The 21,928-nt window shown below is 46.5% G+C and carries 15 protein-coding genes; 12 read left to right on the top strand and 3 right to left on the bottom strand.

The features are described 5' to 3' along the window. Positions 1 to 165 precede the first annotated feature (165 nt). Positions 166 to 822: a potassium channel family protein gene (locus ACUXV2_RS17005; RefSeq protein ID WP_446244334.1), complete on the top strand. Its 657-nt coding sequence runs from the start codon at positions 166 to 168 to the stop codon at positions 820 to 822. 3 nt (positions 823 to 825) lie between these two features. Next, positions 826 to 2,148 (top strand): TrkH family potassium uptake protein, encoded by a 1,323-nt coding sequence (locus ACUXV2_RS17000; RefSeq protein ID WP_446244333.1) that lies wholly within the window; start codon positions 826 to 828, stop codon positions 2,146 to 2,148. 70 nt (positions 2,149 to 2,218) lie between these two features. Here ACUXV2_RS17000 and ACUXV2_RS16995 read toward each other — a convergent pair whose 3' ends face one another. From ACUXV2_RS16995 to ACUXV2_RS16985, 3 genes are read right to left on the bottom strand one after another with little or no spacing between them, the layout of a single operon-like run. After that, positions 2,219 to 2,830: a hypothetical protein gene (locus ACUXV2_RS16995; protein WP_446244332.1), complete on the bottom strand. Its 612-nt coding sequence runs from the start codon at positions 2,828 to 2,830 to the stop codon at positions 2,219 to 2,221. Beyond that, entirely contained in the window at positions 2,827 to 3,855 is a 1,029-nt protein-coding gene (locus ACUXV2_RS16990) for an ABC transporter permease subunit (protein ID WP_446244331.1), read from the bottom strand. The genes ACUXV2_RS16995 and ACUXV2_RS16990 overlap by 4 nt, the downstream gene beginning before the upstream one ends. Next, positions 3,852 to 4,742 (bottom strand): ABC transporter permease subunit, encoded by an 891-nt coding sequence (locus ACUXV2_RS16985; RefSeq protein WP_446244330.1) that lies wholly within the window; start codon positions 4,740 to 4,742, stop codon positions 3,852 to 3,854. The genes ACUXV2_RS16990 and ACUXV2_RS16985 overlap by 4 nt, the downstream gene beginning before the upstream one ends. A gap of 288 nt (positions 4,743 to 5,030) precedes the next feature. On the opposite strand from ACUXV2_RS16985, the gene serC reads away from it, so the two are divergent. The 10 genes from serC (at position 5,031) to ACUXV2_RS16935 (ending at position 21,725) form a co-directional block, all read left to right on the top strand. Continuing rightward, a complete protein-coding gene (gene serC / locus ACUXV2_RS16980) occupies positions 5,031 to 6,116 on the top strand; it encodes a 3-phosphoserine/phosphohydroxythreonine transaminase (RefSeq protein ID WP_446244329.1) in 1,086 nt (361 codons plus the stop codon). Then, a complete protein-coding gene (locus ACUXV2_RS16975) occupies positions 6,116 to 7,288 on the top strand; it encodes a phosphoglycerate dehydrogenase (RefSeq protein WP_446244328.1) in 1,173 nt (390 codons plus the stop codon). Before serC ends, ACUXV2_RS16975 begins: the two co-directional genes overlap by 1 nt. A gap of 76 nt (positions 7,289 to 7,364) precedes the next feature. Beyond that, complete coding sequence (locus ACUXV2_RS16970; RefSeq protein ID WP_446244327.1) at positions 7,365 to 8,135, top strand: alpha/beta fold hydrolase; 771 nt, start codon at positions 7,365 to 7,367, stop codon at positions 8,133 to 8,135. Positions 8,136 to 8,201: 66 nt separating this feature from the next. Next, complete coding sequence (locus ACUXV2_RS16965) at positions 8,202 to 8,843, top strand: HD domain-containing protein (protein ID WP_446244326.1); 642 nt, start codon at positions 8,202 to 8,204, stop codon at positions 8,841 to 8,843. A 40-nt stretch (positions 8,844 to 8,883) separates the two neighbouring features. Continuing rightward, positions 8,884 to 9,147 carry a CsbA family protein gene (locus ACUXV2_RS16960; RefSeq protein ID WP_446244325.1) on the top strand — a complete coding sequence of 88 codons (264 nt, stop codon included), beginning with the start codon at positions 8,884 to 8,886 and terminating at the stop codon, positions 9,145 to 9,147. Between the two features lie 733 nt (positions 9,148 to 9,880). After that, positions 9,881 to 11,863, top strand: a complete 1,983-nt coding sequence (gene uvrB / locus ACUXV2_RS16955) for an excinuclease ABC subunit UvrB (protein ID WP_446244324.1) — start codon at positions 9,881 to 9,883, stop codon at positions 11,861 to 11,863. 7 nt (positions 11,864 to 11,870) lie between these two features. Next, a complete protein-coding gene (gene uvrA, locus ACUXV2_RS16950) occupies positions 11,871 to 14,744 on the top strand; it encodes an excinuclease ABC subunit UvrA (RefSeq protein ID WP_446244323.1) in 2,874 nt (957 codons plus the stop codon). Between the two features lie 226 nt (positions 14,745 to 14,970). Beyond that, complete coding sequence (locus tag ACUXV2_RS16945) at positions 14,971 to 16,128, top strand: acyltransferase family protein (RefSeq protein WP_446244322.1); 1,158 nt, start codon at positions 14,971 to 14,973, stop codon at positions 16,126 to 16,128. A gap of 321 nt (positions 16,129 to 16,449) precedes the next feature. Continuing rightward, positions 16,450 to 17,142, top strand: coding sequence for an ABC transporter ATP-binding protein (locus ACUXV2_RS16940; RefSeq protein WP_446244321.1), 693 nt, complete (start codon positions 16,450 to 16,452; stop codon positions 17,140 to 17,142). Further along, positions 17,139 to 21,725, top strand: coding sequence for an FtsX-like permease family protein (locus ACUXV2_RS16935; RefSeq protein WP_446244320.1), 4,587 nt, complete (start codon positions 17,139 to 17,141; stop codon positions 21,723 to 21,725). The genes ACUXV2_RS16940 and ACUXV2_RS16935 overlap by 4 nt, the downstream gene beginning before the upstream one ends. Positions 21,726 to 21,928: the final 203 nt, after the last annotated feature.

Genomic DNA, 21,928 nt, shown 5'->3' with positions numbered 1-21,928 from the left:
TCTGGGATAGATCAGACATATACAGAAACAGCAGTTTGTTAAGCACCACGTATTTCGTTCACGTTTGAACTTAACGCTTATGAGGAATACATCATAGGCCGAGATTGTTGAACTTTAAATCATTTAAATGGTTAAGCTAATAAAAAGGTTTTGGAGGGTAACATCATGAAGAAACAATTTGCAGTCATCGGGTTGGGCCGATTTGGAGGGAATCTTGTACAGGAGCTTGCGGAACGAAATGTAGAGGTGCTCGCGATCGATATACACCACGATGTCGTCCAAAGATTCCAGGACATCGCCACTCATGCCGTCCAGGCAAATGCGATGGATGAGTCGGTGCTGAAATCACTGGGCTTACGGAACTTCGACCATGTCATCGTTTCGTTCGGTGAAAATATTGAAGCGAGTATCCTGACAACGCTGCAATTAAAAGAAATCGGGGTCAAAGAGGTTTGGGTGAAAGCGTCGAATGCGTATCATCAGAAAGTGCTTGACCGGATCGGGGCGGATAAAGTCATTCACCCTGAGCGCGATATGGCGAGGAGGATCGCCCACCATATTACGTCGGAAAAGATCATCGATTATATAGAAGTATCGAAAGAACACAGTATTGTCGAGGTGCTGGCAACGAAAAAGGTATCAGGCAAGAATTTGATGGAATTGGATGTACGGGCGAAATACGGCTGTAACATCATTGCCATCCACCGCGGTGAGGAAGTTATCGTATCCCCTTCTGCAGATGAAGTGATTCAAAAGGAGGACCTTCTGATTGTTATCGGACATAATCGCGATATTAATCGTTTTGAAAAAGAAGGTGTATAAACCATGAAGAATAAAACCGCACAATGGAGCCCTCCGCAGCTGCTGGTGATTACGTTTATCTTTTTCAGCACGCTCGGAATGCTCCTGTTAAAGCTGCCTTTTGCCACAGTGGAGGGCATTACGATGCTTGACGCCTTATTCACGGCGGTATCTGCCATGACGGTCACCGGACTGATCGTCGTTGATACCGGCAGTGTGTTCACGCTGTTTGGGGAAGTCGTCATCATGTGTCTGATCCAGATCGGGGGTCTCGGCATCATGTCCTTTGCTGTCCTGATTTTTATGATGATCGGGAAGAAGATCGGATTCAAGGAGAGGCTCTTGATTCAGCAGGCGTTGAATCAGACCTCTGTCGGCGGTGTTATTAAGCTCGTCAAATATTTACTCATCTTTGCCTTTTCGGTGGAAGCGATAGCCTTTATGCTGCTTGCAGCAGTGTGGGTGCCTGAATATGGATGGGGCAGAGGGCTGTATGTCAGTTTGTTTCATTCGATATCCGCATTTAACAACGCTGGATTCTCGATATGGGCTGACAGCCTGATGGGATATGTAGGTAATCCGATCGTGAACATCGTGATTTCGTCCTTATTCATCCTCGGCGGGATCGGGTTTACCGTGCTGGTCGATCTCTATAAGACAAGGTCATACAGAAAGCTGTCACTCCATACGAAAATCATGCTGTGGGGGACGCTGATCATCAATACGGGAGCCATGATCATCCTTTTCATCCTGGAGTACAACAACCCCCATACGCTGGCGAATCTATCACTATTCGATAAACTGCAGGCGGCTTATTTTTCGGCAGTGACACCTCGTACAGCGGGATTCAACTCACTTGATTACGCGAACATGGAGCGGGATTCCATCTTGCTGACGATTTTACTCATGTTCATCGGAGCCGGAAGCGCGTCGACTGGAGGGGGCATCAAGCTCACCACATTCGTCGTCATTTCACTGAGTGTTTTTGCGTTTTTGAAAGAGAAGCGCGAAATCCGCCTGTTCCGCCGGACGATCAGTGAGTTTCATATTTTTAAAGCGCTGGCGGTTTCCATGATGAGTGTATTTCTTGTGTTCACCGCATTATTCATCATGAACATCAGTGAAAAAGGTGCGGACTTCCTGCCGATTCTCTTTGAAGTCGTATCGGCATTCGGTACAGTCGGCCTCTCGATGGGCATCACCGGTTCCCTCACGGATATAGGGAAAAGTGTCATCATCGTCGTCATGTTCATCGGGAAGCTCGGGCCATTGACGCTTGCCTTCTCGCTGTCGAGACCAGATAAGGAAAAGATCCGTTATCCGAAGGAGGATATCCTTACGGGATGATCGGATGCAAAAAAACCTGTGCTTTAATGGCACAGGTTTTTTAGTGTGAAGAAGGAAAGGCCGGCAAGCATCAGGATGGCCTCGATTTGTTCTGGGTCTCACGCAAATCCCATTTTCCTCGATAAAACCCTCCGTCCGAGAGGTTAGGAAGCGGACCGTACAATGCGATTCCTGTATAGTGAGATTGATCGATTTCATATTGAAAAACTCCTTCGGCAGGCCCAATGTTTTCCCCGTTTTCCCCATATTGATCTTTTACAGGCTGCGGCTGCAGTTCCGGTCTGAATTGAATGGATACCTGGTATCTTTTTTCCGGGTTCTCACGTTTCATGACAATTAGGAAGGAGCCGTCGTCTTCTACTTCGCCTGTTTGGGAAATCTTAGACTCATCCAATGGTTGGGCTGTCGCATTGATGACCTGCTCAACCGTCACATCTTCCGGGTATTCTTTCAAACTTGCTTCAATGACGGCGCCCTTGGGTAAATCCGTCACCCCTCGAAAAACCAACTTATCCTTGCTGAATTGCACACTTGATTGCAGGGAAATCGTTTCTTTCCCTTTAGCTTCAGGTTCAGCAGCCGTCTCTTCCAGAGTCTCGTCAACCAGGACCACACGGCAGCCTGACAGGAGGAGAAAGAGAAAGGAGAGCGATACTACCGTCAGCACCTTGAATCGATTCATGATGTCTTCCTCCCTTGTACGAAATCGAAATCCTCCACACTTTGCTTAGAAAAAGCAGCATGTGTTTTAACATTCTTCCTCCCCGGTCTTTTTTTGATCGTTTGACCGTCGATGAGCACCTGGCGCAGGACCGAGCTGATCAGATTCACGCAATAAATGGAAACCGCGAAAAACAATAGGGGAGCCAATAAGAGCATCGGCTTATTGAACATCTGCTGGATGTTGATGCTCATCGTGGCGGCCCATTCATTTGTAACAGAAAAATACTGCGGGATGAATTCCAGTATCCCGAAATTTTCTGTGATCAGTCCTCCCAAAGTAATATGCAGGATCCCCAGCTGAACGAGGAGAAGCAGGGTCTGTGAGAGCTGTTCGGAAAACAATACAATCGATTGACGGCTGAAATACGGCCACAGATGCTTTCGGATCAAATGAAACCGCCTTGCCCCCATGGTCCGAGACGCTGAGATGAAATCCTGCTGCAAGAAGGCATGCATCCCTTGTCCGACGTACATCCCGAGCGAAGGAATGACGATCAGTGAAATCACGATGACCTCAATGATCAGGAACGTGAATGAAGGAAGGGAGCCTCCTGCAAATGCAAGCTGAAGAGGGAACAGGAGCAGATAGACAACAATGGCCAGCGGTATGAAATGAAATGTGTCCAGCAACCCTTTTGCCCCTGCCCGGAGCCAGCGTGGAAGGAACGCATACAGCACCCCTGTGATGAATCCCCCGGCCATTCTCAACAAGGCGATGACAAGTGCGGACAACAGCGTGTACTTGGCACCAGCGATCAGAATGATGAATAGATTCCGTCCTAGTTTATCGCTCCCTAGCGGGGGCATCTCAGAAGGGGAATAAGGAGGTGCGGCGATCACTCTGCCTGTCTCGTCATCGGTCATATAGGATGGACCGGACTCCTGAAAGTCTGGATCAAGAACCGGGACCAGGTAGCTCCCTATGATCATGGCCAGTAAAATCAGCAGCGGAATCCAAAATCGGAACGATCTGAACACACTCATGCTTCCACCTCCTCATGGATGCCGATATATTTTGTAAGGAAAAGCTGACCAAGACTGAACAAGATGAAGAAAGGAATATAAATCATGAGCATGCCGATAAAAAATGCACTCGGCTCCCTGACAGCAACCGATAACATCGCCGTCATAAATCCATTGATGTTAAAAAGGATTTCAATGATCAACAGGTTCGAGAGCATGAGCAGAAAAATCGGTTTCATATGATAGTAGAAGCTGATCCATACGTTCCTGAAAAGGTGGACCCACAGGGTGTAAGCCTTGGAAAACCCTTTTGAGAAAGAATATTCGACGTACGGTTTATCCCCTTCCTCGCGCAGCTGAAACAAGAAGTTTTTGACTAAAAAGGCAATCGGCATCACGGCTAAACAAATGATCGGAAGGACATAGATCCTTTCTTCCCCGAGGGCATAAATATCGAAAAAAAGAATGCCGGTCTTTTTAAACAGCCAAATGATAAACAGCTGCAGGATCACCACGATCAGAACATCAGGAAGGGAATCAAGCAGATCAAGAATCTTCAGGAAAAATCGATGTGCCCGGCGCGGCAGAAGCATAGATAGATAACTTAATAGAGCGGCGCACACGACAGCGATTAGAAAGGCTGACATCAGCAGCACGAATGAATAGCCGAATAGTTTTAACAGCATAGGAAAAATCGGATAGTCCTTGCCGTCAGCTTCCAACCGGATAAAGATATTTCCGGGATCAAGAAGATCCTTAAGAATCAGTTCTAACGTATGCAGGTATTTAGCGATATGTATGATAAGTTCGTGATCGTACATAAGCAGTGACCCGGCACCGCTGAATAGAAATAAACCAAGACAAGTCAGAATGAATTGAACAGGCAGCCACAGGATTTGCTTCTTCATCAGGGTCCCTCCCAAAGAAATAATATAAATATGACAAATTTTTCTAAATATTCACCTTATACACTATAGCATTTCCACAAAATTCCTTCAATAGAGTAGTATAGTCCCTCATCGAAGCCCTGTTCCTTCTATAAAATCTCAAAATTCAAAAGAATGATACGATGGGTATGCAATTTGACAAAAAGGGGGGTGATTAAGCGTTTACATGTCGGGAGAGTGGTATTGACGGAAAGCGAAGTGTTCAATATAATGTGGAAAAATTCTGAACTTTAAAAGGTGGTATTGTACGTGAAAACTGTCTACAATTTCTCGGCAGGTCCCGCAGTGCTCCCGAAGCCGGTGCTTGAAAAGGTACAGCGTGAACTGCTTGATTATGAAGGTACCGGCATGTCTGTGATGGAGCTCAGCCATCGCTCTGCCCCTTTTCAAAAGATCATTGATGGAGCGGAAGCCCTGCTAAAGGAACTGCTTTCCATCCCGGATCATTATCACGTCCTCTTTATGCAGGGAGGGGCTTCCCTACAATTCTCCATAATCCCGCTGAATCTGCTCGGACCCGGCGAAACAGCCGAGTACATCGTAACCGGCAGCTGGTCTAAAAAAGCGGTAAAAGAAGCGGATAAAGTGGGAGAAATACGAACGCACACAATGGAAAATCAAACGGCCATCCCGGCTTATTCCGCAAAGGATTTTTCAGGAAAAGCACGGTATGTACATATCACCTCCAATAATACAATAGAAGGAACGCGGTTCAATGGCTATCCCGAAACCGGGGACATCCCGCTGATCGCGGATATGTCATCACATATTCTTTCCGAGAAACTCGACGTTTCCAAGTTCGGTCTCATATACGCCGGTGCCCAGAAGAATCTCGGTCCGTCAGGAGTCACCGTCGCAATCATCCGTGAAGACCTCGTCGGAAAGGCACCGGCTCATTGTCCGACGCTCCTGGATTACGAAACCTATGTGAAACACGGATCGCTATTCAATACGCCGCCGACCTTTGCCATATATGTATTGAAACTTGTATTGGAATGGGTGAAAGAAAATGGCGGAATCGAGGGGATGGAGGCGCGAAATAAGGAAAAAGCGCATCTCCTTTACTCCTATATCGATCAGTCCAACCTTTTTCAAAACCCTGTCTCACCGGAAAACCGGTCACTGATGAATATTCCATTTACAGCGGACAGCGATGAAGTGAACGCCAGATTTTTAAAAGAAGCTAAAGAAGCCGGATTTGAGTTTCTGAAAGGTCACCGGTCGGTGGGGGGCATGCGTGCAAGCCTGTATAATGCCATGCCGGTCGAAGGTGTGAAGGAGCTCGTCGATTTTATGAAAACATTTGAACAGAACTTGAGTGGAGGAGGATCATGATGCTTACAATCAATACGTACAATGCGATATCAAAAAGCGGACTTTCATTAATCGAGGACGACATCAACTATCACCTGAATGGTGAGGGGGCTCCGGATGGACTTCTTGTACGGTCGAAGAATCTTCATGATTTCTCATTCCCTGCATCTTTAAAAGCGATCGCCCGTGCCGGGGCAGGTGTCAATAATATCCCGGTGGATGACTGCACCGATAAAGGGATTGTCGTTTTTAACACCCCGGGGGCCAATGCCAATGCTGTAAAAGAACTTGTGCTTGCTAACCTGATCGCTTCTGCCCGCAATCTCTATTCAGCGGTAGGCTGGGCCAATACGCTTCATAATGAAGAAGATGTGTCCACTGTCGTCGAGGCGAAAAAGAAGGAGTTTGTCGGTAGTGAAATCAAAGGGAAAAAGCTTGGTGTAGTGGGACTCGGAGCCATCGGTGTCCTCGTAGCGAATGATGCCCTCGCACTCGGGATGGACGTTGTCGCATACGATCCATTTATCTCAGTCGACGCCGCATGGAGATTATCCCAGGATGTGAAAAGAGCTCATAATATCGAGGATGTATGGGCGCAATGTGACTTTGTCACGTTCCACATTCCGCTTACGGACAAAACGAAGCACTTCGTGAATAATGACAGCTTCATGCGCATGAAAAAGGGTATCACCCTCCTGAATTTCTCTAGGGGAGAGCTTGTGGAAGAAAGCGCGCTGGGAGATGCGTTAATCGCCGGTACCGTCAAAAAATATGTCACGGATTTCCCGAATGAACATGTATTGAAACTGGACAACGTCATCCCGGTTCCCCACCTTGGGGCTTCGACCGTTGAATCGGAAGAGAACTGCGCCGTCATGGCGGCCAAACAGCTGAAAACGTATCTGGAAACAGGCAATATCAAGCATGCGGTCAACCTGCCGGACGTGGAACTCCCATACAGCGGGAAAATGAGGGTCACCGTGATGCATAAAAACATCCCGAACATGGTCGGCGGAATCACAACGACATTATCCGGCTATGCCGTCAACATCGCCGACATGATCAACCGCAGTAAAAACACGTGGGCCTACACGATGATCGACCTTGACCAAAAACTGACAGAAGAGGAACAAAACGATGTCAAAACCAAATTGAAAGCCATCGACGGCGTCGTTTCCGTCCGCCTCATCTAAATATGATGACTAGAACTCCCTTAACCCGAGAACAATGTGTAGTAGATACTGACTCGGATTAAGGGAGGTTTTATATATGCCAAGCGTATCCTATCAGGGTTCGACTTTATACTTTGAAGATATGGGTGAAGGGACGCCTCTCGTATTCCTTCATCCGCCAGGAATGGGAAGGGTCGTTTTTTCCAAACAGCATTCCCTTGCCAAACAATATCGGCTGATCATCCCGGATTTATCCGGGCACGGAGATTCGCCGTCGTATAAGACATTCGTCAGCCTCGATTCCTATGTGGAAGAAATCAACTTCCTTCTCAATCATTTAAAGTTATCCACATGTGTACTCATCGGCTATTCTGCAGGAGGTGTGATCGCACAACAATTTGCTGCTGCATATCATGACAAAGTCAGCGCCCTTATCCTGATCGGGGCTTATCCGAAAGTGATACACAACAAGCTGAAGCTGATGCATTTAGCAGGGATGAAGCTGGTCCGGAACCATCCCGTCCGCCTCGCTAAAATCATTGCCAAAGCTCACACCAAAAGTAAGCTGGAACGAAAAGAGCTCATTCTTCATATGAACAAAGCGAATCCGGAGATCTGGTATCATTTTTACAAGCAGTCCCTGCAATATGACGGCATTGAAAAGATGAACCATTGCAAAGTGCCGCTTCTCCTGATTTACGGAGAAAAATCAGATTGGATAAACGACCAGATGGAGTGCTACAAGGATTGTCATCCTAAGAAAGTGTATATCATACCCGGCGCAACCCACCAGATCCCTACGCTTTTCCATGACGCACTCAATGCCATTTTGCAAGGGGAGGTTGAGGAGCTGCTGGAAAAGGGCTGAGTTGTTTCTTTTAAGCATTAAACGGGTAAGTACAACCCGGGACTATAAAAGAGAGAGGAGAATTCAATGGGAATTCATCATTACTTCAAAAGTCTTTCCGACCTGGAGACGCTCGTCCGCTGTCCGGGGCGGTTCAAATATCATGAACATAATGTGGCCAGTCATTCCTTCAAGGTGACCAAGATTGCTCAATTCCTGGGAACCGTGGAGGAACAGGATGGACAAGAAGTCGACTGGAAATCCCTTTACGAAAAGGCATTGAACCACGATTACGCTGAACTGTTCACCGGTGACATCAAAACGCCTGTAAAATATGCATCCGTCGAACTCCGGGAGCTCTTCAGCCAGGTCGAGGATGAAATGGTCAAGAAATTCATCTCAACAGAATTTCCCCCGCAATTCCAAGATGTATACAGAGGCCGTTTCAAAGAAGGAAAAGATGCCTCATTGGAGGGGAGGATCCTTTCAGTGGCCGATAAAATCGACCTACTTTATGAAACGTTCGGCGAGATCCAGAAGGGCAATCCAGAGCCTTTATTCATTGAAATTTACCAGGACGCACTGGCAACCATCGTGAAGTTCAAAGAACTTACATGCGTCCAATACTTCCTTGAATACATTCTGCCGGACATGCTTTCAGAAAAGTTCATTCCCCACAGTGAATTGAAGGAACGGACAGAGCGATTGATCAAGGATGGGGACGAATAGCGAGAAAATCCTTTCCTAAGACAAGCATATTCGTTAAAATATGGTTATTCCCTTCATTGGAGGAGAGTGGACCGTGTCTAAAATCATACTGGGTATCTTTTTACCGGGATTGTTAGTGGTTCTCTTTACCAGAGTCACGTACAATCACTATGTCGGACTTATACTTACCGTAGCGCTCATTGCTGCATCTGTTTACAAAGGATATACAGATTCCTGGTGGCTCATCGTAATCGATGCCGCTTCGCTTACCGTTGGATTCTGGTACAGCAGCCAAATGAGAAACAATGCAAGAAAACAAGCCTGAACACTGTGGATGAAACGGTGCTCAGGCTTTTTTCTTTTTTTTGTGGATTGTGGATAAGTGAGGTGATTTTGTGCACAAGTGGATTGGGAAATAAGTTATTCACAGTGTGAATGCGTATTCATACACAATATTCACAGGCTTGATTTATATTTTGTGGATAAAAATGATGTTTTCCACATTACTCAACAACTTATGCACAATGTTATACACAACTTGTGTGTGCTTTTTTGAAATAGTCCATCCACATGATAAAGTGTAACGGGTTAAAACAATTATTACTTATCCACACAGATTTAAAATCGGTTCCAGCGGTTGATTGGAGTGCAAGACGAAGACTCCTGTAAGAAAAGCGGAAGGGCTTTGCTCAGAGGCGTGTGGCATAAGGCGAATCGGCCACGAAGGCGTTCTTTGCCTTCTTGGTCGGTTTGACTTATGACATGTGCCTCTAAGCCCTGCAGCTGGACAGTTCCCCCCTTAAAAATTTGCGACGAGGAGGCTCACGGGTGACCCGCGGAAAGCGAAGTCTTGTACGGAAATCATTAGCGGTAATTAAAAGGAATCCTAAGTTTACAGTTTTAATTCATCAATTAATCAAACGAACTTTTGTTCGCTTTTCGATGGTTATTCCTGTATGATATGTGGTAGAATGTGTATAGATGAATGGACTGTGTTTATTTTGTGAATAAATAGGTAAATAACAAGGTACGGATCCTTTATTACAGGAGGTTTCACGGTGAAGGAACAATTTCAGTTAAAATCCAAATACAAGCCGGAGGGCGATCAGCCGAAGGCGATTGACAGATTGGTACAAGGAATTAATGAAGGAAAACGTCATCAGACGCTGCTTGGAGCAACGGGTACCGGTAAAACCTTTACCGTTTCCAATGTGATTCAGAAAGTGGAGAAACCGACATTGATTATTGCCCACAACAAAACACTTGCCGGTCAGCTTTACAGCGAATTCAAGGACTTTTTCCCCGATAATGCTGTCGAGTATTTCGTCAGCTACTACGATTATTATCAGCCTGAGGCGTATGTTCCTCAAACCGATACATTTATAGAAAAAGACGCAAGCATCAATGATGAAATCGATAAGCTCCGCCACTCTGCCACATCGGCGTTATTTGAGCGGAGGGATGTCATCATCATTGCTTCCGTCTCTTGCATATACGGGTTGGGTAACCCGGAAGAATACCGCGAGCTTGTGCTCTCCCTCAGAACGGGGATGGAAATCGAGCGCAACCAGCTTCTCCGCAAGCTTGTGGATATCCAATACGAACGGAACGATATCGACTTCCAGCGCGGGACGTTCCGTGTGCGAGGGGATGTTGTGGAAATCTTCCCGGCTTCGCGCGACGAACACTGCATGCGCGTGGAGTTTTTCGGTGATGAAATCGACCGGATTCGCGAGGTCGATGCACTGACCGGCGAAATCATGGGAGACCGTGATCACGTCGCCATCTTCCCTGCATCCCACTTCGTAACCCGTGAAGAAAAGATGCAGGTCGCGATTAAAAATATCGAAAAAGAACTGGAAGAGCAATTGGCGATCATGAAGGAAGATGGGAAGCTGTTAGAAGCTCAGAGGCTGGAACAGCGGACCCGTTATGACCTCGAAATGATGAGGGAAATGGGCTTCTGTTCAGGGATCGAAAACTATTCCCGTCACCTGACGCTCAGACCTTCAGGTTCTACACCATATACGCTTTTGGATTACTTTCCGGATGATTTCATGATCGTTGTGGACGAATCCCATGTGACACTTCCGCAGATCAGGGGGATGTTCAACGGTGACCAAGCACGAAAAAAAGTGCTGGTTGACCACGGTTTCCGTCTGCCTTCCGCGATGGATAACAGACCTCTCCGCTTCGAGGAATTCGAAGAGAAAGTACAGCAGCTTCTCTATATATCCGCGACACCGGGGCCGTATGAACTTGAACACAGCCCTGAAATGGTCGAACAGATCATCCGTCCGACAGGGTTACTCGATCCTATCATTGAAGTACGCCCGATCGAAGGGCAGATTGATGACCTTCTCGGGGAAATCAATGAACGAATCGAGAAAAATGAGCGTGTCCTCATCACAACATTGACGAAGAAAATGTCAGAGGATCTGTCAGCGTACTTAAAAGAAATAGGGATCAAGGTACAGTACCTGCACTCTGAAATCAAGACGCTCGAGCGGATCGAAATCATCCGTGACCTCCGTCTGGGTAAATTTGATGTTCTCGTCGGAATCAACCTGCTTCGTGAGGGGCTCGATATCCCTGAGGTATCATTGGTGTCCATTCTCGATGCCGATAAAGAAGGGTTCCTCCGTTCAGAGCGATCCCTCATCCAGACGATCGGCCGAGCCGCCCGTAACTCGAACGGTAAGGTCATCATGTATGCAGACAAGATGACGGATTCGATGCAGAAGGCGATAGACGAAACGAAACGCCGCCGTGAAATCCAGGAGGAATTCAATGAGAAACACGGTATCACCCCGACGACGATCCAAAAAGAAATCAGGGATGTCATCCGTGCGACTCATGCTGCAGAAGAGGCCGGGGTTTACGAGGGTAAAGAGACAAAAGTTTCGAACATGTCGAAACCGGAGAGACAAAAACTTATTGCTAGCTTGGAAGTGGAAATGAAAGAAGCAGCCAAGGCGCTCGACTTTGAACGTGCAGCCCAGCTTCGCGACACCATTCTTGAGCTAAAGGCGGAAGGGTGAAACAGGAATGGCCAAAGACCATATTATCGTACAAGGAGCCAGAGCTCATAATCTGAAAAATATAGATATCAAGATCCCGAGAGATAAGCTGGTCGTGCTGACCGGCTTATCAGGGTCGGGGAAATCATCCCTTGCATTTGATACGATCTACGCAGAAGGACAGCGTCGTTATGTTGAGTCGCTGTCTGCTTATGCACGTCAATTCCTGGGACAGATGGATAAGCCGGATGTCGATTCCATCGAAGGATTGTCCCCGGCGATTTCGATCGACCAGAAAACGACAAGCAAAAACCCGCGTTCAACCGTTGGAACGGTCACTGAAATATATGACTATCTCCGGCTGTTATTTGCCCGTGTCGGGAAACCAATCTGTCCGAATCACGGCATCGAAATCTCTTCCCAGACGATCGAGCAGATGGTCGACAGGATACTTGAGTATCCCGAACGAACCAAGCTGCAGGTACTCGCCCCTGTCGTCTCAGGGCGGAAAGGCACCCACGCCAAAACGCTTGAAGACATCAAGAAGCAAGGGTTCGTCCGTGTCCGTGTAGACGGCGAGGTCATGGATCTCGGGGAAGAAATCACCCTTGAAAAGAATAAAAAGCATTCCATCGAAGTCATCATCGACCGTATCGTCGTAAAAGACGGTGTGTCAGCACGGTTATCCGATTCATTGGAAACGGCTCTCCGTCTTGCAGAAGGCCAGGTCGTCATCGATGTGATCGGCGAGGAAGAGCTATTGTTCAGTGAGCATCATGCCTGCCCTTATTGCGGATTCTCAATCACCGAGCTTGAGCCGAGGATGTTCTCATTCAACAGCCCGTTCGGGGCATGTCCAAGCTGTGACGGTCTTGGAACGAAGCTTGAGGTGGACAAAGACCTCGTCATCCCGAACTGGGACCGTACACTGAATGAGCACGCGATTGCCCCTTGGGAACCGACAAGCTCACAATACTATCCATCCCTGCTGAAAGCGGTCTGTGATCATTACAGCATCCCGATGGATGTTCCAGTCAAGGATATCCCGAAGGATAAAATGGATAAAATCCTTAAAGGTTCAGGCAAAGATGAGATCTATTTCCGTTACGAAAACGACTTCGGACAAGTGCGCGAGAATTACCTCCGCTTTGAAGGAGTCATGAAAAATATCGAGCGCCGCTATCGTGAAACAAGTTCTGACTACATCCGTGAACAAATGGAGAAGTACATGGCGCAGCAGGACTGTCCGACTTGCAGCGGGCACCGCCTGAAAGAAGAAAGCCTGGCGGTAAAGGTGGACGCACTCCATATCGGGGAAGTCACTGCATTCTCAATCGAGGAAGCAGACCAATTCTTTGCACAGCTTGAGCTCTCTGAAAAAGACATGCAGATTGCCAGGTTGATCTTAAGGGAAATCCGTGAACGTCTCGGTTTCCTTGTGAATGTCGGCCTTGATTATCTGACATTAAGCCGTGCTGCAGGAACCCTTTCAGGAGGGGAAGCGCAGCGGATCCGTCTTGCGACCCAAATCGGATCCCGCCTGACTGGCGTACTCTATATACTTGATGAGCCTTCTATTGGCCTCCATCAGCGTGACAATGACCGCTTAATCGATACACTCAAAAACATGCGTGATATCGGAAACACATTGATTGTCGTCGAGCATGACGAAGATACAATGCTTGCAGCCGATTATCTGATCGACATCGGTCCGGGGGCAGGCGTGCACGGGGGGGAGGTCATCTCAGCAGGGACACCCCATGAAGTCATGGATGACAAGAATTCGTTGACCGGACAATACTTATCCGGGAAGAAGTTCATCTCTCTGCCACAGGAACGACGCAAGCCGGATGGAAGATACCTTGAAGTTGTCGGTGCGAAGGAGAACAACCTGAATAATGTGAAGGCAAAGTTTCCGCTTGGAATATTTACGGCGGTCACAGGTGTGTCCGGTTCAGGTAAAAGTACGCTGATAAATGAGATCCTTCATAAATCCCTAGCTCAAAAACTTCACAATGCCAAAACCAAGCCTGGTGAGCACAAAGAAGTGAAGGGAATCGATCATCTCGACAAAGTCATCGATATCGACCAGTCGCCGATCGGCCGTACACCACGTTCGAACCCGGCAACCTATACAGGTGTGTTCGATGATATCCGCGACGTATTCGCGACGACCAATGAAGCCAAGGTGCGAGGATACAAAAAAGGACGATTCAGCTTCAACGTGAAAGGCGGAAGATGTGAAGCCTGCCGCGGTGACGGAATCATCAAAATCGAAATGCATTTCCTGCCTGACGTCTATGTCCCGTGTGAAGTCTGTCACGGAAAGCGATACAATCGTGAAACGCTTGAAGTGAAGTACAAAGATAAGAACATCGCGGACGTTCTTGAAATGACAGTCGAAGATGCGGTGAAGTTCTTTGAAAACATCCCGAAAATCAAACGGAAGCTTCAAACAATCTATGATGTAGGTTTAGGCTATATCACACTTGGCCAGCCGGCGACGACCCTTTCAGGAGGGGAAGCACAGCGTGTGAAACTGGCTTCGGAACTGCATCGCCGTTCAACGGGCCGTTCCCTTTACATCCTGGATGAACCGACAACCGGTCTTCATGTCGATGACATTTCACGCCTGCTGACCGTACTTCAGCGCCTCGTCGAAAACGGGGATACGGTACTCGTCATCGAACATAATCTGGACGTCATCAAAGCAGCCGACTACATCGTCGACCTTGGACCTGAAGGCGGGGACAAAGGCGGTACCATCATCGCCAGCGGAACCCCTGAAAAAGTCGCAGAAACTAAAGGATCCTACACAGGTAAATACCTGAAGCCGGTGCTTGAACGCGACCGCGAGCGGATGAAGAAGAAGATCCGCGAGAAGGAAGAAGTGACGAGTTAAAAAGTGACTTAAGAGGGGTATAGAAACCCGTAACGATTATAAAATCAGTACAGCTGTAGAAAAAATTTATTTTAATATTACAGTTCAGCAAACGAAATCACATGTGATTTCGTTTGCTTTTTTGTTGATTTAACATTCTAAGCATCAAAAGGGATATTTTTTTATGAAAAAGTATATTCCCAACCCTGGTTAATAAGATGTATAGTTAGCCTAAAGGGGGAAATATATGGAAAGTAAAGCGTCAGGTAGATATCACGACTTAGACTGGATTAAGGTAGTACTCATGTTTATCGTGTTCCTTTATCATTGTTCAATGTTCTTTAATTCATTTGAGTGGCACATTAAAAACAACAAGATTAATCATACATATATTGAATTTTTTTCTCTATTAACGGGAAATTGGATCATGCCGGTATTTTTTGTGATTTCAGGAATTGCTACGTATCATGCTTTAAAGAGAAGAAATGGTCTAATCTTTGTGAAAGAAAGACTTTTACGGCTTGGAATCCCCTTGATTTTGGGGATCTTTTTATTGTCACCTCTGCAAGTATATATTGAGAGAGTGACGAATAATCAGTTTAAAGGTTCGTTCCTGGAATTCTTTCCCCATTACTTTGATGGACTGTATTTGGAAATAGGCGGAAGGGGGAACTTTGCGTTTTTTGGGCATCACCTTTGGTATCTCCTTATGTTATTGCTTTTTTCAGTCATCTTACTTCCTTTTTTCCTAAAAACAATAAACAAAGCGGGACAGAAAGAGTTTAGTATTTTTCATTTCTTATTGATCCCCATCCCTCTATCAGCTGCAGCTTTGATTGTGAACGGCTTTGTTAACCTCGCGAGTTGGGGGATTATTTTTTATTTACTCTTATTTTGCTTTGGTTTTTATTTTTTTGCCAGAGAATCGTTAAGGGAATTTGTTCGTAAGATAGGTTTATTTGCAGGTGCAATGAGTGTGCTTGGTACAACTTCATATATCATATGGGTGATGCTCTATGGTTTTCCGGTCGATGTATCCTTAAGCTGGGCCATATTCATGATGATACGTGTATCTTTGGTTTGGAACATGATATTCTTTATCCTGTATTTAGGTGGAAAATATCTGAGCTTTTCCAATAAAATCTTGAACTATACGAGTGAAGCATCCATGCCGTTTTATGTGCTTCACCAACCTATCATTATTCTGTTAGGTTTTATCATTTATAACTTGGAGTGGCCTTTACATGTTAAATTGATATTTTTAGTAACAATAGCAATTACAATCATTGGCTGTCTGCATCATTTTCTCATACGAAGATTTAATTTTTTACGAATTCTATTCGGTTTAAAAGAATTGAAGAGAGAAAATATTCATAGTGAAATTGTTGAGATCGGGAAATTGTAAATAATATTTGTATTGAAAAGATGACAGCAGACATAGTGATCTTTCGCTAAGTAATCTGTTGCGCAGTGTAAAATCAAAGATCTTCAAGTAATGTATTAACCAACCTTTTAGAATCTTTTAACATTACCATAATGCTTAATTACAACACTATTTTTAAATGTAAAGAAGCTTGCAGACATAAAGCGTTTCAAACGCTGGTCTGCAAGCTTTTTTTACGTTTAACCAAAAACAAACTTCTATTTTTTTACATATAACCCACATAATTGTAATCTATTTGTTATAATTATAACAATATTCTTATAATTTGAGGTGATTTGTAAAGTGAGTCAATCAATTGTAATGAAAAAGGTGACCAAGACATTTAAGGGGGAAGGGGTGGAGACCCATGCGCTTTCAGACATTTCTGTTGAGTTCAGTAGTGGTGAGTTCGTATCCGTCGTTGGTTCTTCCGGTTCTGGAAAGTCGACACTCTTAAGTCTCATTGGCACATTGGATCGTTCTACAAGCGGCGAAATCTTATATGATTCTGTAAACATTAACAAGTTGAATCAAAAACAGTTGGCGGACTTTCGTTTTTCCAACATCGGTTTTATCTTTCAGCAATTTCACCTGATCCCCACGATGACGGCCTTGGAAAACGTTATGGCCCCTCTGTTTTCACGAAAAGTCCCATACGATAAGAAGAAGCGTGCACAAGAATTACTCGAAAAAGTTGGATTAGCAGATAAATTGAACTCCTTGCCTTCCCAGTTGTCAGGCGGACAGCAGCAGCGTGTGGCGATCGCAAGGGCCCTTGTACATGAGCCGAAGTGGCTGCTCGCGGATGAACCGACGGGAAACCTCGATACAGCGACAGGGGAGCTGATTTTCTCGACCTTATCATCTTTGAATAAAGAGAAGGGATGCGGGGTCATTTTTGTCACACATGATCCGTCACTTGCAGAGAAGGCAAGCCGGATGATTGAAATGAAGGATGGGATCATCATTTCAGACAGAGAGGGATCGATGATATGATCCGGTTCATCTGGAATTCGTGGTGGCGGAATAAGGACCGGTTCATTCTGTTGATCATCGGTGTTCTTTTACTCAGTGTCGGTCTCAGTTATCTGGTTGGTGTGACGCAGTCGAATAATGGCACCATCGTAAATGAGCTGCAGAAAAGGTGGAAGTCATCCTACCACATTGTCGTCAGGCCGCAGGACTCCCGCAGTGTGACGGAAAAAATGAATCTGTTGGAACCGAATTACTTGAGCGGGCTGCATGGCGGAATATCCATGGAACAATATGAGTCGATAAAGGCGATGGATGACGTCAGCATCGCAGCCCCGATCTCGATGATTGGTTACGTCTATAACTTTATTGATTTTGAAAAGGCCGAAATTTCCGAGCCTGGTGTTTACCGGATGAAGATGATCGAAACGGTCGATACGGGGGCAGGAAAGGAGGTATCGGAAGGAGAAACGTATTTCACAGTCGGAGGATGGGATGCCACGCGTGCAGGAAAGGAATACGGAGTGTCCGGGTATTCCGGAGAAATGAGCTACGGGACCGAAATTCTGGTTGCGGGTATCGACCCCGAACAGGAAGCGAAGCTTGTAGGGTTGGATAAGGCAGTGGTAGCCGGTAAAGCGGGCCGTTATTTCAAGGAAAGTGACAAGCCGGAAGAATTCCCTGTAGGTGACGGACTTGTCGACACCCGCATACCGATCCTCATGAGCAATAAGGAATTCATCGACGGAGAGATGAGCTATGTCTTTGAGAAGCTTGATCTCCCCTTTGGGGCGGATGAGCAGGCTGCCACCATGGAAGAGGTGAAGGAAAAGGGCGGGGAAGACTTCCTGAAAACCCTTGGAGGAAAAGGTGTTAAAGAATATACGTACACGACCGAAGAAGCCCATCAGAAAATGGTGGACCGGGTGATGAATCCAAGCTACTTGACCGGGACTGGTTCGGATGGGATGAATTGGATGGCGTTTAAACCGACCCCTGTCGAATACCGGCCGGTCAGCAGCCCCTTTCCGGAAAGATGGGCATACAGTTATGAAGTGACACCATATGAACTCCCGGAGGACTCACCTTTAACGGCGGAGCAGGCGTATAGACCTGTGCAACAATACGGGGAAAAATCGTCTGACTGGCCAAGACTGAAGCTGGATGTTCTCGGGGTATTCGATCCCGGCAGACTCAACATCTCAAAGGATCCGTTGACCGAGCTTCCTGTGGAAACCTATTTCCCTTCAAAGGCCAGCTGGGTACTGGATGAGAATGAAGAACCTGTGAATCCGCCTGCCGGGATGAAACCGGTGAATAACCCGTATGGATTCCTGACAAAGCCCCCTCTCATGCTCACAACGATCGAAGCGGCTTCAAAGATCATCGGGAAAGATCCGATCTCCGCGATCCGAGTGAATGTTGAGGGAGTGGAAGTCTTTAATGAAGAAAGTGAGGCCCGGCTGCAGGAGGTTGCCGAAAAAATTGAAAAAGATACCGGGCTGCTGGCGGATGTGACGCTTGGCTCTTCCCCTCAGCCTGCGCTCACTCATATCCCGGGGATCGAAGGCAAGAACAGCATCGGATGGATCGAACAGCCTTGGATCAAGATCGGTTCGTCCATGACGATTTTCAAGGAAGCGAAGTTAGGGATCAGCGGTGTCGTCGGAAGTGTCGTGGCCGTGGCGATCGTCTATGTGTTCTCATCCAATCTGATCATGATGTATGGAAGGAAGAAGGAATTTGCCGTTTTCCTTTCACTCGGATGGCGGCCGGGACAGCTTTCGAAGCTGCTGATGGTCGAAGCCACATTTCTTGGATTGACCGTTTCCCTTATCAGCTGGCTGATATTGGGGTGGTTCATGTACACTTCCCCGATTGAAACTTCCGGCATCAGGATTTTTCTCATTGGCCTGCTCGGTTTGGTGATCTATTGGATAGGTGCGTTGATCCCTGCGATGCTGGTCAGGAAAATCAAGCCTTATGAAACGATGAGAACAGGTGAAATATCGAACAGCCAGCGGAGAGTGGTAAAGTCACAATCCGTTATTGGGATGGCACTGAACGGACTGCTGTCAAAATGGAAACGGACCAGTCTTTCCGTTTTCTCAATTGGATTGCCGACAGGGATGCTGCTGTTCTTCCTCTTTATTACGTTCCGGCTTAAGGGGGTCATGTTCACAACATGGCTGGGTGAATACGTGGCGATGGAAGTCAGCACCATGCATTATGTGGCGATGGGGATCGCCTTGACGATTGCGATATTGACCACGGCGGAAATCATCTGGCAGAACGTATCGGAGAGACAGCCGGAAATCGCCGTTTTAAAAGCGCTCGGATGGAGAAATTCAACGATCAGGGTACTCGTCATGATGGAAGGGGCAATATCCGGATTTTTCGCTGGTTTATTAGGTCTTGCCTGCGCCTTCCTTATGATCTGGAGCATGTATGGAGAGCTTCCCTACGAACAGATCTGGTTATATGCCCTCACCATGCTGATCCCGATGGTCACCGGCACACTTGCCAGTATCCTGCCTGCCCAGAAGGCGGCGCGGATCACCCCTTACCAGGGACTGAGTGGCGGTGTTCAAAACAGCAGGAAGGTGGAGAAACAATTTAAAATCATCCTCACTGCTGCGGGTGCGGCTCTGTTCATCGGAGTGGCTGCCTTGATCACCCACGCGGTTTCGAACATAGAGCATACCGAAACCGCGAGTCTCGTATCACCCCAAGAAGAACAAGGAACAGAAGGGGAAACAATCGAGCGTTATGAAAAGAAGGAAAAAGAAGAGGAAGAGACGGATGCTGAAGAATCTTCCGCTTCCAAAAGCGAATCTCTACTGTTCACTGGCCTGAAGGAATCCGCCTACAAGGATGCCATGCTGGGTGAAAGCATACTGATGGATGAAGAACATTACCATTTTGGGAAACTGGTACAAACACCGGAAGACATGAAACCGGCGAAAAAAGGACACCAACTCATCACCGTACCGGTCGAGGCGGAGTTCCTTTATTCTGAGCATGGAAATGAACGATATAACCCAAATATGTTCCAGCTGATTGATGAGGAAAACAATAGCTATGATGCGGTCGATGCCCGCATCGTGGATTCCATGAACTATCAGTCAGGGGCAATCAAAATGCCTGGTATGGTCAGTGCGCTGCTGACCTATGAAGTGCCAAGTGAATTCGATCACTTTATCTTTAAAGGAGGCAAGACAAGTCAACCAGGCCCATTCGCAGTTGAAATTCTCCATGAAGATGTAGATGCTGATAAAAAAGCTTATTCCCCGAGCATACATCTGGGGAAACGGACAAATGCAAGGGCAAACTATATGATGGATGTTTCACTTGGAGAAGATGACGTGTTTACGATCCAGACGACTGCGGTAGTAAGCAATCAGTCTGATGAAGAATGGGGGGATGTCGGTTTCTATTTCATCCCCAACGCATTGACAAGCGAAGAGAAGCCGGCCATCGTAAAGGGTGCTGCGGAAACCAGCATTACATCCGTGAAAAGCATGGAAGAAGAACTCGAGTATACTCTTGAGAATGATAAACTATTTGTTTCGTTAGAAAAGGAGCTTCCCCCTGGGGAGAAAAAATGGATCACGATCAGCTACACCTTATCGGTTCCTGAAGAAGGGCTGAGGCTTTCCAGGGAGGGCGACAGCTTTTTCCTGGCACAATGGTACCCGATGCTTGCTCCTTACGAAAATGGGTGGCAGCTCGAGGAGTACAACCCAAAAGGGGAGTCCTACCATAATGGGTACGGTGATTATAAGATCAACTTCAAGCTCCCGCGTGACTATTACATCGCCAGTTCAGGAAGAGACCTCGAATTCAACCCAGTGAGGGAAGGTACCGTCGAAACAAACAATATCAAGGATTTTTATCTGGCTTTCCTGGATCCTGGGAAGTGGGAAGGGACATCTGTTAAGGCAAGCACAGGGATGTATTCAAAAACGGACTTGCGCTTATTCCTTCCCAAAGACAAAGAACAGTCGAGAGTTGAGATGCTCTCGTTTGCACAGGAAGCGTTCGAGTACTTTAATGCTAATATAGGACCATTCCCTTTCAAAGAACTGGATATGGTCGCCAACATGGGGAATATGGAATACCCGAACGTGGTAGAGGTTTCGAATGAATCAAATACCTATCAGCATACCCTTGCCCATGAAATTGCCCATCAATGGTTCTACTTCATGGTATCGAATGATCCTTACCATGATGCCTGGCTCGACGAGGGAATGACAGAATTGGCGACATCCATTTTTCTGGAGGATTACTATAAAAATCAGGCAGAAGGATACTCGTTTGCTGAAAAGCTTTCACAACAAGACACCAGTGTCGATAAGGTGAATATCGGACTGGACGAATTCGGGGATGACTATATTCCAACCGTTTACGGAAAAGTACCACTCATCTTCCGTGATTATTTTAACAACAACGGAGGAAAAAGCGCAGCACTCGAATTCCTTTCAGCCTATTTCCAAGACTACCAATTCAACAAAGTGGACACCGCCATCTTTGCGGAATTCTTTGAGCAGCATGCTGAAGGAGACCAAAGTGAATTTTTGAACCAGTGGCTTGAACTTGAGGAATGATTGACCTGCTGCAGCCCAGACCCCAAACGGGATCTGGGCTGTGGCTTTTTAGTGTGGAAACAATGATCGTTTTCTTCTATAAGTAAGGATCGTTTAATTTTGTATCCAGAAAAAAGGTAGTAAGTTGTCTGTTTGTTGTGCTGATTTAAAGGCCAATCCAGCTGTTGATTGGAGTGGAAGACGAAGACTCCTGCGGGAAAAGT

Source organism: Rossellomorea sp. NS-SX7, from assembly GCF_052828565.1.
The sequence above is the reverse complement of the archived record's forward strand: the minus strand, read 5'-3'. Positions and strand labels throughout refer to the sequence as shown.

Bases quoted from the DNA above. Each gene is read 5' to 3' on its own strand.
- ACUXV2_RS17005 (WP_446244334.1), top strand. From the start codon at position 166: ATGAAGAAACAATTTGCAGTCATCGGGTTGGGCCGATTTGGAGGGAAT.
- ACUXV2_RS17000 (WP_446244333.1), top strand. From the start codon at position 826: ATGAAGAATAAAACCGCACAATGGAGCCCTCCGCAGCTGCTGGTGATT.
- ACUXV2_RS16995 (WP_446244332.1), bottom strand. From the start codon at position 2,830: ATGAATCGATTCAAGGTGCTGACGGTAGTATCGCTCTCCTTTCTCTTT.
- ACUXV2_RS16990 (WP_446244331.1), bottom strand. From the start codon at position 3,855: ATGAGTGTGTTCAGATCGTTCCGATTTTGGATTCCGCTGCTGATTTTA.
- ACUXV2_RS16985 (WP_446244330.1), bottom strand. From the start codon at position 4,742: ATGAAGAAGCAAATCCTGTGGCTGCCTGTTCAATTCATTCTGACTTGT.
- ACUXV2_RS16975 (WP_446244328.1), top strand. From the start codon at position 6,116: ATGCTTACAATCAATACGTACAATGCGATATCAAAAAGCGGACTTTCA.
- ACUXV2_RS16970 (WP_446244327.1), top strand. From the start codon at position 7,365: ATGCCAAGCGTATCCTATCAGGGTTCGACTTTATACTTTGAAGATATG.
- ACUXV2_RS16965 (WP_446244326.1), top strand. From the start codon at position 8,202: ATGGGAATTCATCATTACTTCAAAAGTCTTTCCGACCTGGAGACGCTC.
- ACUXV2_RS16960 (WP_446244325.1), top strand. From the start codon at position 8,884: ATGGTTATTCCCTTCATTGGAGGAGAGTGGACCGTGTCTAAAATCATA.
- uvrA (WP_446244323.1), top strand. From the start codon at position 11,871: ATGGCCAAAGACCATATTATCGTACAAGGAGCCAGAGCTCATAATCTG.
- ACUXV2_RS16945 (WP_446244322.1), top strand. From the start codon at position 14,971: ATGGAAAGTAAAGCGTCAGGTAGATATCACGACTTAGACTGGATTAAG.
- ACUXV2_RS16935 (WP_446244320.1), top strand. From the start codon at position 17,139: ATGATCCGGTTCATCTGGAATTCGTGGTGGCGGAATAAGGACCGGTTC.